The organism is Clostridium sp. N3C, assembly GCF_900095445.1.
Taxonomy (GTDB): domain Bacteria; phylum Bacillota; class Clostridia; order Clostridiales; family Clostridiaceae; genus Clostridium_AU.
In genome coordinates this window covers 71813-89655 of the sequence record NZ_FMJL01000005.1, presented here as the reverse complement: position 1 = coordinate 89655, position 17843 = coordinate 71813, and the positions used below count along the sequence as shown (strand labels likewise).

The window sequence follows — 17843 nt, the reverse complement described above, 5'->3', positions numbered from 1 at the left end:
CTCCATTATTTAAAATATTTAACTCCAGATTCAAAAATCTTTTGATCAATATTTCCTATAATATTTTTATATAGGTTTTCACCTATACGCTCACTGTGACCCATCTTTCCTAATATTCTTCCATCTGCACTGGTTATACCTTCAATAGCATACATTGAACCATTAGGATTGTATGGCATGTAACTTACAGCATTTCCTTCAAGATCTACATATTGTGTAGCTACCTGACCGTTTCTAAACAATTCTTCTATAAGCTCTTCCTTTGCCACAAATCTTCCTTCTCCATGGGATACCGGTATTGTATAAATATCACCTACTTTTACACTACTAAACCATGGTGATAAATTTGATACTACCTTAGTGTTAACCATTGTAGAAACGTGTCTGCCTATTTTGTTGTATGTCAAAGTTGGACAATTCTCATCAATTTCTCTAATTTCACCGTAAGGCAAGAGACCTAGCTTAATTAAAGTTTGGAATCCGTTGCAAATTCCTAAGATTAATCCGTCACGGTTATAAAGTAGGTCCATAACCGCATCTTTCAACCTAGGATTTCTAAAGGCGTTAGCTATAAATTTACCAGAACCATCAGGCTCATCTCCTGCACTGAAACCACCAGGAAACATAATAATTTGTGAATCTCTAATTTCCCTTTCCATAGCAGCTACAGAATCTTCTATATCTTTATAAGACAGATTTCTAAAAACTTGAATAACTGGTCTGCCTCCAGCCTTTTCAAAGGCCCTTGCAGAATCATACTCACAGTTTGTACCAGGGAATACTGGTATAAAGATCTTAGGACTAGCATTCTTAAAATTCACATTACAATTTGTAAATGTATCTCTTTCATATAATCTCTCTTCATATATTTTTCTTTCCTCTTCAACTTCAGCAGGGAAGGTTGAATCTAAAGGCTTTACCCATTGATCAATCAAAGCATCTAAAGATAAATTAACATTATTTACTTTTATTTCTTTTGTATCTTCAGTAAAGCCTAAAAGTTTATAATTAGTATCTTTAAGAAGTAACTTTTCATTGAAGTTATTGTCTACTTCTATAATGAAAGAGCCATATTGAAGAGAAAATAGCTCTTTTTCATCTGTTGGATTCTGGAATGTAAATCCAATTTTATTACCAAAGCACATTTTGCTTATGGCTTCACAAATACCGCCATTTTTGATAGTAGAACATGATTTTATTGCTCCCTTAAAATTAAGTTCTTTTATCAAAGCAAAATTACTTATTAAATTATTAAAGTCCGGTATATAATCCTCTTTAATCGTAGTTTTTATTAAAATTACCTTCGATCCATAGGATTTAAATTCAGAGGATACTATATTGCTGCAGTCCTTTATAACATCCACTGCAAAGGAAACTAAGGTAGGAGGAACGTCTAAATCATTAAAGCTTCCAGACATACTATCCTTTCCACCTATAGAAGCTATATCAAGTCTTTTTTGTGCATAATATGCCCCTAGTAAAGCGGAAAAAGGTCTTCCCCATCGTTTAGGATCTTGTCCAAGTTTGTGGAAATATTCTTGAAAAGTTAACTTTATTTTAGAATAATCCCCGCCTACTGCCACAACCTTTGCAACAGATTCTATCACTGCGTATAGTGCACCATGAAAGGGGCTAACATTAGCTATAGCAGGATTGAAACCATAAGACATAATAGATGCGGTTGTAGTTTCACCGGACAATACTGGTAGCTTAGAAACCATAGCTTCTGCTGGGGTTAATTGATACTTTCCGCCTAAAGGCATCAATACCGTTCCTGTTCCAATGGTGCTATCAAAACGCTCTATTAATCCCTTTTGACTACATACATTCAAATCGGATAATCTGTTATACCATTTTTCTTCTAAGTCTTTTCCACTACTTTCATTTGTAAATATTTTCTCTAAATCTTCAACCTTTTCTACTTCAACCTCAGTTTTTGCTTTAGCTCCATTGGTGTCTAGGAAATCTCTACTTATATCAACGATTTTTTTATCCTTCCACTCCATTATTAATCTTCTATTGTCTGTTACTTCTGCTACTACCGTTGCTTCCAAGTTTTCCTCATTGGCTAATTTAATGAAAGTATCAACATCTTCTGCAGCAACCACTACTGCCATTCGTTCTTGAGATTCAGATATAGCTAACTCTGTACCATCTAAACCTTCGTATTTTTTTGGAACCATATCTAAATTTATAATTAGTCCTTCTGCTAACTCTCCTATAGCAACAGAAACACCACCGGCACCAAAATCATTACATTTCTTTATTAACCTTGTTACTTCTGGATTTCTAAAAAGTCTTTGAATTTTTCTTTCAGTAGGAGGATTTCCTTTTTGAACTTCTGCTCCGCAGCTTTCAATAGATTCCTCTGTATGCTTTTTGGAAGAACCAGTAGCACCACCACATCCATCTCTTCCTGTTCTTCCACCTAAAAGAATTACCTTATCTCCAGCTGCAGGTTTAATTCTAACTACATTTGATTCTGGAGCAGCTCCTATAACTGCACCAATTTCCATTCTTTTAGCTACATAACCTTCATCATATATTTCAGCTACCATACCTGTTGCCAAACCTATTTGGTTACCGTAGGAACTATAACCATGAGCAGCTTCTGTAGTAATCTTTCTTTGAGGAAGTTTACCGGGTAAGGTATCTTGAATGCTAGTTCTAGGATCACCACTACCTGTAACTCTCATTGCTTGGTAAACGTAAGATCTTCCCGATAGAGGATCTCTTATAGCTCCACCTAAACATGTAGCAGCACCACCAAAAGGTTCGATTTCTGTAGGATGATTGTGAGTTTCGTTTTTAAACATAAGTAACCACTGTTCTTCTTTTCCATCAACTACAACAGGAACCTTTATACTACAAGCGTTAATTTCTTCAGATTCATCTAAATCTTTTAGTTTTCCTTGACTTTTTAACTCTTTCATAGCCATCAAAGCTATGTCCATTAAGCTTATAGCCCTTTCTTTATCTCTGTATATTTTACTACGACCTTCTTTATATTCATTGAAAGCTTCATTAATGCAGTAGTTGAACTTTCCTTCCTCTATTTTCACGTCCTTTATTTCTGTAAGGAAGGTAGTATGTCTACAATGATCAGACCAATAAGTATCTAGCACTCTAATTTCAGTTATACTTGGGTCTCTACCTTCTTCTTTTTTAAAGTAGTCTTGGATTAATTTAAAATCATCAGTGGTCATTGCTAAATTAAGATTATTGTAGAGCTTATATAATTCATCTTCATCAAGATTAATAAATCCTTCTATAATATCAACCATACTGGGGGTTTCATAGGAATCTATTAGTGATATGTAATTGTCAAGGCTTGCTTCCCTAGTATCCACAGGATTTATGCAATAATGTTTTACCTTCTCAATATCTTCTTTACTTAGGGAACCTTTAAGAATGATTAATTTAGAACTTCTAACGATAGCTTTCTTTTTATAGATAAGTTGTAGACATTCCATTGCAGAATCTGCTCTTTGATCATACTGACCAGGCAAAAACTCTATGGCAAAGGCTACTTCATTATCTTGAAGAGGTATGTTCTCTTTATAAACAGTATCAACTGTCGCTTCTGAAAAAATTGTCTTTATAGAGTATTCAAATTCTTCTTCCGTTAAGCCAGAAATATCATATCGATTTACTATACGCAAATCAAGTATGTTATCTAAGTGCAAATTAGTTTTTAAATCGTTTAATAGATGCATTCCTTCTACGTTATATTCCGGCTTTTTTTCTACCAATACACGGTATACTTTTTGTTGCATATAATAGAACCTCCTAAAAAATAATAAAACCACAGAAATGAGTAAATCCTGCGGTCAACAAAAAGAGGAGTATATGTATAATACTACCCAAGGATTTACCCATAGTAGAAAGTTTATGGCTTTCTGTAGAAACTCCCGAACCATATTATCAGGATTATATGGATAAATTTATTAAATTTATCAGCTTTTATTACATTGTATCACTATAAAGCAAAATAGTCAATGATAAAATAAAAAAACGATTTATCGTTCGTATTATCATGAACAATAAATCGTTTTATCAAGTTTATTATACGTTTTTATCCTTTTTTAACATTTCTGCAACCGCTGCTATACTACCTAAAGATGAAATAGTCTCATTAGGTAATATTAATTTGTTAGCAGGATTCTTAGACATTTCTGTTAAAGCTTCTACCTGTTTTAATGCAATTACTGTTTCATTAGTACCAGATTCTAATATAGCTTTATTGACTTTTGCTATAGCATCCGCTTCTGCTTGAGCTATAATTTCAATAGCTTTAGCTTTACCTTCTGCTTCAAGTAATTGAGATTCTCTAAGACCTTCTGCTCTTCTTATATTAGCTTCTTTTTCCGCTTCAGCTGCAAGTATTTTAGCTTGCTTTTCACCTTCTGCTCTTTCAATTTGAGCTTGTTTTTGACCTTCCGCTTGTAAAATAGCAGCTCTTTTATCTCTTTCTGCCTTCATTTGCTTTTCCATAGCATTCTGTATTTCAGCAGGAGGCATAATATTTTTTATTTCTACAGATAAAATTTTTATTCCGTAAGCATCTGTGATTTCGTCAATTATTTGAAGAAGTTTTGAATTTATTTTGTCTCTACCTGACAAAACTTCGTCTAAAGTCATATCACCAACAATATTTCTCATATTAGTGATAGTTGAGTATATGATACCATGTACGTAATTCTCTATATTGTACACTGCATCCTTTGGATTCATTACTTTATAGAATATTACATTATCTATTGAAATCTTTACATTATCCTTAGTAATAACACTTTGCGGTTCAATATCTAGTATTTGTTGTTTTGTAGAGATCTTTCTCTTCACATAATCAACAAAAGGTATAGTAAAATGCCATCCTGGTTCCAACACCTTATAGAACTGACCTAATCTTTCAAGAATATAAACATAACCGGTATTAACAATTTTTATAGATGAAATAATAGCAATCAAAACAATTACCAATACAATACCAATTACAAATTCCATAATAATTTACCTCCTACAATTTATATTTTTTTACTAATAATTTATTGCCTTCAATGCCTACAATTTTTATTCTATCACCTTTCTTTATAGGTTCTCCTTCATTCTTAAAAGTCCAATAGATTCCGTCAAATTTAATAGTAGCTTTTTCATTTATGTCTTCCTCAATAGTAAACTCTCTACCTATATATCCTTCTTCAGTGGTAGGTGTAGGCGCTACAGTTTTTTTAATAGTATTTTTCATTAACGGATAACCAACAGCTGTAAATAGTGCGCTAACTAATACAAAGCTTAATGCTTGTACTACAAGTGTGAAACCTAATAAATTAGCTATTACTGCTACTATAGCACCAATTGAAAACCAGATGAACAAAAAAGCACTAGTAACTAAATCTACTACTAAAAATACAAGCCCTACAATAATCCATAAAATTAAGTAACTATTCATTTTCCCCCTCCTTTCAATGTTATAAAAACAGTTAAATTACTTCTCTAGTTATATTATACAACTTTTTAAGAAGGACTAGTATTAGTATATACCAATGTAATACTTAAACTTAACTGTAAATATACATTCATTATAATTATATTATACATATTATATTACCACTTGTAAAGGTATTGTATAAATTTTATTAAGGTTATTTATACCTTTTAACTTTTTATTATCTACTTTTTCTTTAGATCTATTTATTGTCTAAAATCATTTTGCAAGGTATAATTATTTTGAATGTTTATAATTTTGTAGCTTCGATTGTAAATAGTAAAGAATGTATAACAGAGGTGATATATAATGGAAATAAATAGAGTTGGAAGAAAGTCTCCTCTAGTCTCTGAAGAAAAGAAAAATATAGAATTTAAAAAAGATTTTTCTCAGAGTTTTAATTTTGCCAGAGAAAAGAGAAGCGAACAAGAACTAAAAAAAATGCAAGAAGAAATTAAGAAGAAAGGCGCAAGACTTGTAGTCACAAAATGTTATGCTGATGTAAAAGCCTATAAAAATCTCATTAAAGAATATTTAAATTCTGTATTACAGCATATGTATAATGTTCGAAAGGATATTAGTTTTTGGCAAACCCAGTACTTCATAACCGTAGATACCATTGATCAAAAATTAGAAGAATTAACGGCCCTTTTGTTAAAAGAGGAAGTAGACAACTTAGCTGTGGCTAGTACAATTGATGAAATTTCTGGTTTAATTGTGGATATTTATAGATAAAGCGCCATTATTTAATTTGTGGCTACTGATATACAGTAAGGATCACTCCTTTTAAGTGTGATCCTTTTTAAATATAATTAACTATACATTCTGCTATATTTTCCAAAAACACTTGGTCCAACTCTGAAAAACGATTATATTTTGGACTATCTATGTCTAATACACCTATTAGGCTATCTCCTTTAATTAAAGGAATAACTATTTCTGAATTAGAAGCGTTATCACAGGCAATATGACCATCAAAATTATGAACATTATCTACTCTTAAAGTTTTTCTTAGTAAAGCTGCCTTTCCACAAACACCGCTTCCTATATCTATTCTACAACAGGCAGGTAACCCTTGGAAGGGTCCTAGTACTAATTGATTTTCTTTATACAAATAAAATCCAACCCAGTTGATATCTTGTAGGCCGGATTTTAAAATTGCAGAGATATTACTTAAATTTGCAATAAAATCCTTTTCCGTTGTCAGTTGACTTTCTACTAATAAGTGCATTAATTTATATCCTTCTTCTAAGGATAAATTATTAAATTGCTCAATGTTAATCACAATATCACTCCATTTTTCTATATTATATTATTTATTGTAATATGTCTCTGCAAGCTTAATATAATGTTCTGCAGATTCATTTATTTTTTTTATTTCATTTTCGCTTAATTTTCGTACTACTTTAGCAGGAGAACCTAAACACAATACTCCTTCTGGTATCTTCTTATCTCCTGTTACTAAAGATCCTGCTCCAATTATAGTATTTTTTCCTATTACACAGCCATCCATTATAATGGATCCCATACCAATTAGGCAGTTATCTCCAATAGTTGCTCCATGAATAATTGCACTATGTCCAACGGTAACATAATTCCCAATAATAGTTGGATTAGTATCTCTTGAAACATGAATGACAACATTGTCTTGTATGTTAGTTCCCTTTCCTACTTTAATGTAATTATCATCACCTCTTAATACCGCTCCAAACCATATGCTACTTTTTTCTTCTATAGTAACTTTTCCTATAATGTGACATCCTTCCGCCATAAAAACTTTTTCACCTAGCTCAGGATTAATATTATTAAAATCATGTAACATTTATATTCTCTCCTTGCATCCCAATTATTGCGGCATAATTTCATCTTAAGTTTTTTCTTATATGTAAAAAAGTATTCCTCTCTTTCTTCAAAGAAAGATTGTAATTATAAAAAAAATAAACTATAATAAATAGGTGCACACAATATATGGTGTTTTTTATGAAACTCTAACACTATATATTGAGTTAATATGTATGGAGGTGTAGCATGAGTAGTATAAAAGATTTTCTTACTAGATATTATACTAAAGAACTAGAAAAAAATAAATCTATTACTGTATATGATTTATTTAAGTGGAAAAAGGTCGATGTATTATTAAAGGACCATAAAACCGGAAGAGTCATTGTGGATATGAAGGATTTAGAATTTCCAGAGCATTATTCTCAAAATGCCTGTGATATAATCGCATCAAAATATTTTAGAAAAGCTGGTGTTCCTAATGAGGTTGGTTATGAAAATAGTATGAGGCAACTAGCTCACAGAATGGTTAAATTTTGGTGCGCTGCGTTAATAGATGAAGGACTTATAGAAACCAAAGAAGAGGAAGCTATATTTTATGATGAAATGGTATATGCCCTATTGGCTCAAATGTATGCACCAAATTCTCCTCAATGGTTTAATACAGGATTAAATTTAGCCTATGGTATAGCTGGTGAATCTAATGATACATACTATTATGATCCTGAAAAGAAAAAGGTAGTTAAATCCAAGGATGCTTATTCAAGAACTCAAGCCTCCGCATGTTTTATATTGTCCATTGAAGATAAGCTTTTGGGAAAACATTCTATTACAGAGCAGTATGTTACAGAAACTAAACTCTTTAAAGGTGGTTCTGGAACAGGAACTAATTTCTCTTCTATAAGATCCGTTGGAGAAAGATTGTCTGGTGGTGGCGTTTCTTCTGGACTTATGAGCTTTTTAAAAGGTTTAGATAGAAATGCTGGAGCTATTAAATCTGGTGGTACAACAAGACGTGCAGCAAAGATGGTTTGCCTAGATATTGATCACCCAGAAATTGAAGAATTTATTACCTGGAAGTCAAAAGAAGAAGCAAAAGTTAGAGCTCTTGGTAAAATGGGATACGATACTGATATAGATGGAGAAGCCTATCAAACAGTATCCGGTCAAAATAGCAATAATTCCATAAGATTTAGCGATGAATTCATGAAAAAAGTTATGAATTTAGATAAGTATCCGGATGCTACTATAGAATTAAAAGGACGTGTGGATTCCTCTGTAAATAGAAGGGTTAAAGTTAAAGATCTTTGGGATAAATTTAATCAAGCAGCTTGGGAATGTGCTGATCCAGCACCTCAGTTCAACGATACCTTTAATGCTTGGCATACATGTCCCAATGGTGAAGATGGAGTCTATAATGCTCCTTATAATAGAATAAATTCTACAAACCCTTGCGGCGAATATGCTTTTTTAGACGATACATCCTGTAACTTAGCATCTATAAATGTTTATAAATTTTATGATAACGAAACTAAAAACTTTGACTTAGATGGATATATTCATATAGTTTCCTTAGTACAGTTAATTTTAGAAGCTTCCATTCATTTTGGACAATTTCCTACTGAGGATATAGCAAGGAAAACTTATTTATTTAGAACCACTGGATTAGGAATTTCTAATATCGCTTCTTTATTTATGGTTATGGGCTACCCCTATGACTCAGAGGAAGCAAGAAATTTAGCTGCTGGATTAGTTTCATTGTTAACAGCTCAATCCTATTTAGTTTCTTCAATGATGGCTAAGAAAGTAGGTCCTTTTGAAAAGTTTGAAACTAATAAAGAACATATGCTTAAGGTTATTAGAAACCATTGTAGAGTTTCTGGCGCTCTAAAAAATGATTATGAGGGTTTAAATTATAGACCTGTAGAGATTAATCATGAAACTTTGATCAAATGTAATTTAGGTGATTTAAGTGAAAGAGTAAAGAAAACCTGGTTAAGCGCCCTAAAAGCTGGTGAGGAAAATGGTTATAGAAACGCTCAAGTATCTGTAATAGCGCCAACAGGTACTATTTCCTTTGCAATGGATTGCGGAGCAACTTCTATTGAACCTTTCTTTAGTCACATTGTATATAAGAAACTATCTGGCGGTGGTTTCATGACTGTTATTAACCCAGTTATAGAAATAGCTTTAAAAAATCTTGGTTATTCAGCAGAACAGATTAAAGATATCTTAGATTATGTTCTTAGAAGTGAAAAGGTGAAGAATGGTTCTATAGAATATGAAAAGATTGTTGATGGAAAAATCGAAGGTGCACCTCATTTGAAAGAGGAACATTTGGCAATTTTTGATACAGCTAATAAGTGTGGTACAGGATCTAGGTATATAAAAGCAGAAGGTCATGTTAAAATGGTAGCAGCATTAACCCCTGTAATTTCCGGAGCTATATCTAAAACTGTAAACCTACCTAAGGATGCTACAGTAGAAGATTTTAAAAAAGTTGTTTTAGATTCATGGAAATTAGGTATAAAAGGTATAACTTTATATCGTGATTCTTCTAAAGCAAGTCAACCTTTAAATACATCCTTAGAAGAAGGTAAAGAAGTAAATTTGGAAAGCTTAACTTATGATGCTCTACTTAAGTATGCAAAGAACTTACAAGAGAATTCCGTATATACAAAAAGACATAAACCTGAAGGTATACGCACTGGAACAACTCATCCTGCTCAAATAGATGATGTAAAGATCTATACTACTGTTAATAGAGATGAAGATGGAAGAATTTGCGAAATATATATAACTACCGATAGAGAAGGAACTATAATTACCGGATTATTAAATTCTTTATCTAAGTCAATTTCAGTTATGCTTCAATACCATGTTCCACCACAGGATATTGCTAGAATGTTGAGAGGACAAAAATATGAACCTTATGGTTTTGTTCAAAAACATCCCTATATTAAACATGTAACTTCTATATCAGATTTAATAAGCAAAATTATTGATATTGAACTTAATGATTATTCAAGATGTCAAGTAAAACCTAAACATGTAGAAATAGAATATCCTACAGTGAATGTAGAGAAAGCTGAACGTGTTTATGGAACTATCTGCAAAAATTGCTCCAGTACTAGAATGGTTCGAAATGGTACTTGTATGGTTTGCTTAGATTGTGGCACTACTACTGGATGCAGCTAATAAAAAAAGGTGACTTTTAGTCGCCTTTTTTTGTATTATATATTATATAAGTAATATTAGGAGATAATTCAGTGTGTTCCAAAAAGAGAAAAAATAGCAAAAATCCTTATAGCAATTATAAGATATTTTATGGCATTCCCCATTGTCATACTTCTATATCTACTGGCAGAGGTTCTACAAAGGAAGCGGTTGAGCATGCTATAAAAAATAATTTAGATTATTTAATAATTACGGATCACAATGTATATTTAAATAAAAGTTATAAAAAAGACAAATCTTATTGGAAGTTTCAAAAAGATCAAATATATAAATTAAATAAGAAGTATAAAAAGTTTTTAACTATCATGGGATTCGAATATAAACTTTATCCTAAGCTTGACATTAATATTATTGGTACAAAGGAATGTATAAGTGAAAAAATTAGTGTTAAGGATATTGAAACATGGATTAAAGATAATAAAGGAATAGGCATTATTAATCATCCAGGTTCCTATGTAGATAAGATCAAAAAAAAGTTGAATTTAAATAAAGTTATTAGGTGTATAGAAGTAGGAAATGGATCTCCTCCCCATAAATATAGAAGATATTATCATCAATATTTTAAGCTATTAGATTTAGGATGGAAACTAGCAGCTATAAACGGACAGGATAATCATAGAAAAAACTGGGGAGATGCAGAAAACCTTACTGCTGTATTTTTAAAAAAGTTAAATTGCAAGTCCTTATTAGAGTGCTATGGTAAAGGTCGAACCTATTCTACAGAATCAAAAACTTTAAAAATTTATTTCTCCGTAAATCAAGCTATAGTCGGTGATACCATAAGTAGCAAAGATTGTAATAAATTAAACTTTAAAATAATAGCTACTGATGATAAATATTTAGTGAAAGCTATTAAAATAATTACTAAAGATAGTTTTATAGTCAATGAAAAGATTGCAGACATTCCAAAGCACACTTTAAATCTAATTTTTTCAATAGACTGCCCTAATATAAATACCTGGTATGTAGCTAATGTGCTGTTAGAAAATAATCTTGAGGCAATTACTTCCCCGATTTACATCCGTGTTTAAGACAGCTATTATCTATAATTTTATATAAAAATAGAAAGAGTACCTACCACTCTTTCTATTTTTTTGTGCTTTTAACTCTATTTGGCTTAGCCTTAGGTTTAATCTTGATTTTAGGATTAGTCTTTTTCTCGTACTTTTCTTTATTAACAATATTATAGAACCACATAAAAGGCATTACAGATATAACGATAGCTAAAAGCTTAAGTATTATATGTAATTTTGTTCCCATTAAAAAGGTTGAAAAACCAATTAAAAGAACACCTAATACTAAAACAATCCACTTGTTTATGCGAAGCTTATCTAATACAAATATATATAAAAGGTTGAATGTAATCACTGTAAATAAGCTCAGTAATATTAGCAATAAGATTTTCCAAACCATATTCGAATTTCTCCCCCCTTTTCAATTATTGTATACATAATAATATTATTTTATAGCAAAATAGTATTTATGTAAATTATTATTTATAAATATGAGATAAACTATTGTATTAATAATTAATTTCGTAAAAAAATATAAAATATTTATCAAATTATTATTAATTTCTGATATAATTAAGTTAATACATATCAGATGAGGTGATTATATGAATTTAACATCAAATCCACAATTAGATGAACTAGACTATCAAATACTTGAAATTCTAATAAATGACTCTAGAACTCCCTATTTAGAAATTGCCCGAATGTGCCATGTTAGCGGCGGAACTATTCACGTTAGAATGAAAAAAATGGAGGATATGGGCATAATTAAAGGGACAAAATTATTAATAAATACTTCCAAACTCGGTTATGATGTTTGCTGTTTTGTTGGAATATACCTAGATAAATCCTCTTCTTTTTCTAATGTAGTGGAGGAAATGAAAAAAATAAAAGAGATTGTAGAATTACATTATACTACTGGAGAATATTCTATTTTTATAAAAGTAATTTGTAAGAGTATATCCCATCTTCAAGACTTGTTACTAAATAAAATCCATGTAATTGATGGTATTGAAAGAACCGATACATGGATTTCTTTGTCTCAACCTATAGATAGAAATATTCAATTTTAATTATAATTATTTCCATATAAATAGAGCAATCCTTGAGTGACCTTAAAAGTTCAACTTTTCTAGGTCACTCACCATAAAAGGTAGCTCTTTTTTATAGTAATTTTTCTAAAGTATCTATAAATCTCTCTAACATAACCTCTTTTGAAGTTTTTAAGCAATATTTTACTATTAGCAATACATATTCAGTTAAGTTGTCACTCTTTCCTTTTCTATCTAGTAAATATTTTTCTATTTGTACAGCATATTTTTGAAATAAGTCTAATTCATCCCTTTTATAAAATATATTAAAAAGTGATTTATAGCATATTAGTTTATAATCCTTCTGACCATATAATTCACAATTTTCTAATGCGTAATCAAAGTACTTTGTGGAGTATTTATCAATACCGTACTTATTGAATTCCTCTGCAAGTTTTATAATAATTTTCGTATTCTTTTCATTAGAATTTGTAGATAAATAGTTAATACATTGATTAATACAATTTAAACCTTCATTAATGGAACCGGTAAGAAAATATGCAATAGCTAGCTTATGATATATTAGATAATGCATTGTGCCACTAGTATGCGCTATAGGTTTTAAAACCCTCACAGCGCCAGAATAGTTTTTTTGATCTATGTATATAATACCTTTAAATAATAAAAACTTCTTCTTTTGGGCACTTGTAAACTTTCTACTTTTAGATAAAACTTCTATAATTTTTAATCCTTCTTCATTTCTATTAGTGTTAACTAAAATTTTTAATAGCTCAATATTGTATTGAAATAAAAATGTATTAGCAAAACTTTTATTAATTTTCTCAGGTTTAATTTTATTCAAATAGTTTTCTGCCTTATCAAATTGGTTAAGATCGTTATATAATTTTACTAATAAAAGAAGAACTTCCACTTCACTCTTTTGATTTTTTATTAGTTTAAAGTATTCATAAGCTTTATTATATGATTCTATAGCTTCACTTAAGTTGTCCTTTAATTCAAAATTGCTACCTTTTAATTTTTCGATTTCCCCCATAACCTCAAAACAATTGTGTTGTTTAGCCTTTTCAAGAAGCTTATCGTATTCTGCATTAGTTGCTCCTCTCTCCTCTAAGGACATAAGATCCTTTTTGAACTCATTTTCATAATCCTTTTCCTCTTGAACTAATAAATCTTTAAGTGTTAAATTTAATTCTATACCCTTTTCTGCAGCAATTTTGTTGAAATTATCAGAAAGAATCATTGCAGTTACTGTTGTTAACTGTGCTTTACCGCTTTCTATTAAACTAATCATACTATGGGAAAGTCTTCCACAAGCAGCTTCTTTTTGCGAAATATTTAACAATTTACGATACTTTTTAATAACGCTGCTATTACAGTTACTCATAATATCAAATCCCCCCCATAAATTAACCCATCAAGTTTGTAATCTATTATATTTTACTACAATATCTTCAGATAAAACAATAAAATATTATCAAAATTCATTATACTTTGTAAAGATAGTTAAAAAATTCACCATTTATGATGAAATATTTATTGATTTAAACACATATTTTTTTTTAATTTGTAAAAAATAATTTCAGAAAGTAATTATAAAGGAGAGGTTTATAATGAAAGCATTAGATGCAGTCGCTCTTTTACTAGTCATAATTGGGGCAATTAATTGGGGCCTTATAGGACTTTTTCAATTTGATTTAGTTGCTTCACTATTTGGTGATATGTCTGGACTTAGTAGAATAATCTATGCTTTAATTGGTCTTGCAGGACTTTACGCCATATCCTTCTTTGCAAGAGATAGAGGCAGTTCCAGAGAAGTATAACATAATAAAACCTCCTTAAAAGGAGGTTTTATTTTTTTGTTCAATATCAATTTCTTATTATCAAAGTCTTTAAGGATATTACCATATGTGATAAACTGATTATATAATCATATTATGGAAAGGTCGCTTACTGTGAAGAAATTCATAACTATTTTATCAATAATCATGTTCCTCCTTATTTATCTAACTTCATGCAATTCTTCCGCAAAGGATACCTTTGATATAAATAACTCCTTCAAGGATGAAAAGGTACTGAAAATCCATTTTATAGATGTAGGTCAAGGAGATGCAACCTTAATAGAGTTACATGGTTATAATATTCTTATTGATGCAGGTCCTAATTCTTCTGCAAGAAATTTGATAAGCTATTTAAAAGAAATAAATATAAAAAGTATAGATTATATAATTGCAACACATCCTGATGAAGACCATATTGGTGGTATGGATGAAGTATTAAGAAATTTTAAGGTTAAAATTTTATATGCACCCAAGGTTATAAAAAACACAGAAGCTTTTAACAGCATGATAAAAGAACTTAAAAATAAGAATTTAAAAATTAATGTTCCTTATAAGGATATGAAATTAGATTTAGGTGAAGAATCCAATTTGACATTTTTAACTCCAATTGAATATGGTGGGGATAATGATAATAATTTGTCTTTAGTTGCAAAAATAAATTTTAAAGAGATCTCTGCAATTTTTATGGCAGATTGTGAAACAGAAGTTGAAAGACAGTTATTGAAAGATTCACATACGCTGGAAGCTAATATAATAAAACTTGGACATCATGGAAGCAAATCATCTACAAGCACAGCTTTTCTAAAAAAGGTAGATCCAGATTACGCTATAATATCCTGTGGTAAAAATAATAAATACGGTCATCCTCATAAGGAAACCATTGATAAATTAGATAACTTAAATATAAAGTATTTTAGAACAGACATAGATGGAAATATAACTATTAGAAGTGATGGATTTAACATAGTAAAAGACTAGGCTTAGCCTAGTCTTTTACTACATTTTAAAGAACTTTACTTAAAAATTCTATAGTTCTTTGATTTTTAGGATTTTCAAAAATATCTATAGGGGTTCCTTCCTCCAATATGTTTCCTTGATCCATGAAAATAACTCTATCTCCTACCTCTTTAGCAAAGCCCATTTCATGTGTAACTACTACCATAGTCATACCTTCAGCAGCCAATTCTTTCATAACATTTAAAACTTCTCCTACCATTTCTGGATCTAAAGCAGAAGTGGGCTCATCAAAGAGCATTACATCTGGCTCCATAGCTAAAGCCCTAGCTATAGCTATTCTTTGCTTTTGACCACCAGATAATTGATTTGGGTAAGCAGTAGCCTTATCCTCTAAACCTATCTTCTTAAGCAATTTAAAGGCTATATTCTCTGCTTCCTCCTTGCTTAGTCCCTTTACTTTCATTGGAGCAAGAGTGATATTTTGAAGAACAGTCTTATGAGGAAACAAATTAAATTGCTGAAAAACCATTCCCATTTTTTGTCTTAATCTATCTATATTAATCTTCTTATCTGTAATTACTTCTCCTTCAAATTCAATTGTACCTCCTGTAGGCACCTCTAATAAATTCATACATCTTAAAAAGGTACTTTTACCGGAACCACTAGGTCCAATAACTACCACAACTTCTCCCTTTTTAATGTGACAATTAACACCCTTTAGTACTTGTAGTTTACCAAAATGCTTTTCTAAATTAGTAATTTTAATCACTGTTCTTCATCCTCCTTTCAAGCAATCCCATAAGTTTTGATAAAGTGAAGGTTAAAATAAAATATACAATAGCAACAACTATATAAGGCATAAAAGGCATTGCATTTTTACCAGATATTATTTTTGCTTTGAACATTAAATCCGCAATTCCTATTACAGCAACTATAGAAGATTCTTTTATAACAGTTACAAATTCATTGCCTAAAGCAGGTAGAATATTTTTTATTGCTTGAGGTAAAATTATTTGCTTCATTGCTAAAGATTTGCTCATACCTAAAGATCTAGCAGCTTCCATCTGTCCTTTATCAACCGCTTGAATACCAGCCCTAACTATCTCTGCTACATATGCAGCACTATTAATAGATAAGGTTATAACGCAGGACATAAAATCAGAAAAATTCATGCCAATAACCGGATCTAGCCACTCAGCTTTAGGAAATTCTATACCAATTTGTGAAAGTCCAAAGTAAATAATTAATATTTGCACATAAACTGGAGTTCCACGAATAAACTCAATATATGTAGCTGAAATAGCTTTTAAAATAAAATTCTTAGATAATCTCATAAGAGCTAAAAGAGTACCTACTACTGTTCCTAAAATAACTGTAAATAAAGCAATTAAAATAGTGTTTTTTGCCCCTTCTAGATAATAAGGATAATATTTTACTATAAATTCTAAAAAATCCAATATGACCATCCTTTCATTTTTACATAACAAACTCCTGACCTATGTATGTCAGGAGTCCATATTGCAGATAATTTTCTATTGATCCTTTTGCTCTTCAGCTAGCTCATTTGCTTCAGTTAAGAATTGATCTATTTTACCTTCTGATATTAATCTATCAATGGTTTTATTTGCCTGCTCAACTAACTCAGTATTGCCTTTTTTAAAGGCAATAGCTGAACCTCCAGTTTCATCTGTTACTTCTGCAGAAGTTAATGCTATATCACTATTTGATTTAACATATGATTCAGCTACCGGTTTTTCCATAATAATAGCATCTACTTTACCTGTTTTTAACATAAGCACTAGATCAGTAATTTTTGCAACCAGTTTTATTTCTTTAGCATCAGTAATCTTTTCCTTTGCCATATCTGCTTGAATAGAACCTTGTTGTACTCCAACTACCTTTCCATTTAAGTCTTCAATTGATTTAACCTTTCCTGAGTTTTCCTTCTTCATTACTATACCATGAGTTGCAGTATAATATATTTTTGAAAAATCTGCATTTTCCTTTCTTTCTTCAGTTGGAGTCATACCAGCAATAACCATATCAGCCTTGTCAGATGATAAAGTAGCTAAAAGACCATCAAAATCCATATCCTTTATTTCAAGTTCAGCATCCATATCCTTTGCAATCTCTTTAGCTATTGAAATATCAAATCCAACTATAGTGTCTTCTCCATCTATATTAGCATGAAATTCATATGGTGGATAGTCTGCACTTGTAGCTACAATGAGCTTCTTTTTATTTTCTCCATCATTGGTACCGTTGTTGGCAGTACCATTTTTCTTAGCACATCCCACAGACAATAAAACCGTTGATAGAATTATTGTCGAAAATATCTTTTTCATATGATTTTTATTCATTTATATTACCACTCCTTTTCCCCTTATGCGAAATATTATACAACCACACTAATAAATATGCAATGCTTATTTAATGTAAATTTAAGTTTTATATAATTTTAATGTAAATTCTTATAAAG

General features: G+C 30.6%; 16 protein-coding genes and 1 riboswitch. Of the genes, 6 read left to right on the top strand and 10 right to left on the bottom strand.

Annotated features, from left to right (window positions below):
* Positions 1 to 5: 5 nt before the first annotated feature.
* The 3 genes from N3C_RS03540 to N3C_RS03530 all read right to left on the bottom strand — a co-directional run bounded on the left by N3C_RS03540 (position 6) and on the right by N3C_RS03530 (position 5452).
* Complete coding sequence (locus N3C_RS03540) at positions 6 to 3776, bottom strand: phosphoribosylformylglycinamidine synthase (RefSeq protein ID WP_074364699.1); 3771 nt, start codon at positions 3774 to 3776, stop codon at positions 6 to 8.
* An 82-nt stretch (positions 3777 to 3858) separates the two neighbouring features.
* Positions 3859 to 3958: riboswitch (purine riboswitch) on the bottom strand.
* Positions 3959 to 4065: 107 nt separating this feature from the next.
* Positions 4066 to 5007, bottom strand: a complete 942-nt coding sequence (locus tag N3C_RS03535; protein ID WP_074364698.1) for an SPFH domain-containing protein — start codon at positions 5005 to 5007, stop codon at positions 4066 to 4068.
* A 13-nt stretch (positions 5008 to 5020) separates the two neighbouring features.
* Positions 5021 to 5452: an NfeD family protein gene (locus tag N3C_RS03530; protein WP_074364697.1), complete on the bottom strand. Its 432-nt coding sequence runs from the start codon at positions 5450 to 5452 to the stop codon at positions 5021 to 5023.
* A gap of 345 nt (positions 5453 to 5797) precedes the next feature.
* On the opposite strand from N3C_RS03530, the gene N3C_RS03525 reads away from it, so the two are divergent.
* Positions 5798 to 6223, top strand: a complete 426-nt coding sequence (locus N3C_RS03525; RefSeq protein WP_074364696.1) for a YaaR family protein — start codon at positions 5798 to 5800, stop codon at positions 6221 to 6223.
* A gap of 67 nt (positions 6224 to 6290) precedes the next feature.
* Here N3C_RS03525 and N3C_RS03520 read toward each other — a convergent pair whose 3' ends face one another.
* Together N3C_RS03520 and N3C_RS03515 are read right to left on the bottom strand one after the other, a co-directional pair.
* Positions 6291 to 6773, bottom strand: coding sequence for a GAF domain-containing protein (locus tag N3C_RS03520; protein WP_143312588.1), 483 nt, complete (start codon positions 6771 to 6773; stop codon positions 6291 to 6293).
* A gap of 27 nt (positions 6774 to 6800) precedes the next feature.
* Positions 6801 to 7310, bottom strand: a complete 510-nt coding sequence (locus N3C_RS03515) for a gamma carbonic anhydrase family protein (protein WP_074364695.1) — start codon at positions 7308 to 7310, stop codon at positions 6801 to 6803.
* A gap of 206 nt (positions 7311 to 7516) precedes the next feature.
* Here N3C_RS03515 and N3C_RS03510 point away from each other — a divergent pair, with 206 nt between their 5' ends.
* Positions 7517 to 10465, top strand: a complete 2949-nt coding sequence (locus N3C_RS03510) for a vitamin B12-dependent ribonucleotide reductase (protein WP_074364694.1) — start codon at positions 7517 to 7519, stop codon at positions 10463 to 10465.
* Positions 10466 to 10536: 71 nt separating this feature from the next.
* Entirely contained in the window at positions 10537 to 11535 is a 999-nt protein-coding gene (locus tag N3C_RS03505; protein ID WP_074364693.1) for a CehA/McbA family metallohydrolase, read from the top strand.
* Positions 11536 to 11590: 55 nt separating this feature from the next.
* On the opposite strand, the gene N3C_RS03500 is transcribed toward N3C_RS03505, so the two are convergent.
* Entirely contained in the window at positions 11591 to 11917 is a 327-nt protein-coding gene (locus N3C_RS03500) for a hypothetical protein (RefSeq protein ID WP_074364692.1), read from the bottom strand.
* A 205-nt stretch (positions 11918 to 12122) separates the two neighbouring features.
* Here N3C_RS03500 and N3C_RS03495 point away from each other — a divergent pair, with 205 nt between their 5' ends.
* On the top strand, positions 12123 to 12590 hold the full coding sequence (locus N3C_RS03495) for an Lrp/AsnC ligand binding domain-containing protein (RefSeq protein WP_074364691.1): 468 nt from the start codon (positions 12123 to 12125) through the stop codon (positions 12588 to 12590).
* A 91-nt stretch (positions 12591 to 12681) separates the two neighbouring features.
* On the opposite strand, the gene N3C_RS03490 is transcribed toward N3C_RS03495, so the two are convergent.
* Positions 12682 to 13953, bottom strand: a complete 1272-nt coding sequence (locus N3C_RS03490; protein WP_074364690.1) for a helix-turn-helix domain-containing protein — start codon at positions 13951 to 13953, stop codon at positions 12682 to 12684.
* A gap of 226 nt (positions 13954 to 14179) precedes the next feature.
* Here N3C_RS03490 and N3C_RS03485 point away from each other — a divergent pair, with 226 nt between their 5' ends.
* Together N3C_RS03485 and N3C_RS03480 are read left to right on the top strand one after the other, a co-directional pair.
* A complete protein-coding gene (locus N3C_RS03485; RefSeq protein ID WP_074364689.1) occupies positions 14180 to 14389 on the top strand; it encodes a DUF378 domain-containing protein in 210 nt (69 codons plus the stop codon).
* Positions 14390 to 14521: 132 nt separating this feature from the next.
* On the top strand, positions 14522 to 15385 hold the full coding sequence (locus tag N3C_RS03480; RefSeq protein WP_242944034.1) for a ComEC/Rec2 family competence protein: 864 nt from the start codon (positions 14522 to 14524) through the stop codon (positions 15383 to 15385).
* A gap of 25 nt (positions 15386 to 15410) precedes the next feature.
* Here the strand turns inward: N3C_RS03480 and N3C_RS03475 are convergent, their stop codons facing one another.
* The 3 genes from N3C_RS03475 to N3C_RS03465 all read right to left on the bottom strand — a co-directional run bounded on the left by N3C_RS03475 (position 15411) and on the right by N3C_RS03465 (position 17724).
* Positions 15411 to 16133, bottom strand: a complete 723-nt coding sequence (locus N3C_RS03475) for an amino acid ABC transporter ATP-binding protein (protein WP_074364687.1) — start codon at positions 16131 to 16133, stop codon at positions 15411 to 15413.
* Positions 16126 to 16821, bottom strand: coding sequence for an amino acid ABC transporter permease (locus N3C_RS03470; protein ID WP_074364686.1), 696 nt, complete (start codon positions 16819 to 16821; stop codon positions 16126 to 16128). The genes N3C_RS03475 and N3C_RS03470 overlap by 8 nt, the downstream gene beginning before the upstream one ends.
* Before the next feature lie 75 nt (positions 16822 to 16896).
* Positions 16897 to 17724, bottom strand: coding sequence for a transporter substrate-binding domain-containing protein (locus N3C_RS03465; protein WP_074364685.1), 828 nt, complete (start codon positions 17722 to 17724; stop codon positions 16897 to 16899).
* Positions 17725 to 17843: the final 119 nt, after the last annotated feature.